Consider the following 635-nt stretch of genomic DNA (forward strand, 5'->3'; position numbering starts at 1 on the left):
ACTACGGTACCACGGCCAGCGATGGAGAAGACGTCTTCGATAGGCATCAGGAACGGCTGGTCAATGGCGCGCTCCGGCTCCGGGATGTAGGTATCCAGGTGGTGAGCCAGCTCGATGATCTTCTCTTCCCATGCAGCGTCGCCTTCCAGCGCTTTCAGCGCGGAACCACGTACTACCGGCAGGTCATCACCCGGGAAGTCGTACTCGGTCAGCAGTTCACGAACTTCCATCTCGACCAGTTCGAGCAGCTCTTCGTCGTCTACCATGTCGCACTTGTTCATGAACACGATCATGTACGGGATACCAACCTGGCGACCCAGCAGGATGTGCTCACGAGTTTGCGGCATCGGGCCGTCAGTCGCGGCTACTACCAGGATCGCGCCGTCCATCTGGGCAGCACCGGTGATCATGTTCTTAACGTAGTCGGCGTGACCCGGGCAATCTACGTGGGCGTAGTGACGGATCGCGGTGTCGTATTCTACGTGGGAGGTGTTGATGGTGATACCACGCTCACGCTCTTCCGGTGCCTTGTCGATCTGGTCGAAGGCGAAAGCTTTACCACCGAAGTGCTTGGCCAGCACGTTGGTGATGGCGGCGGTCAGGGTGGTTTTACCGTGGTCAACGTGGCCGATGGT

1 protein-coding gene is annotated in these 635 nt (G+C 58.7%); it reads right to left on the reverse strand.

Going from position 1 to position 635, the window contains the following annotated elements:
* Nucleotides 1–635 (reverse strand): GTP-binding protein (locus AC3WR3_RS20825; protein ID WP_492293327.1); only part of this gene is annotated, 635 nt, incomplete at both ends.

This window comes from Aeromonas sp. EU05-FHT14A05 (assembly GCF_058791175.1).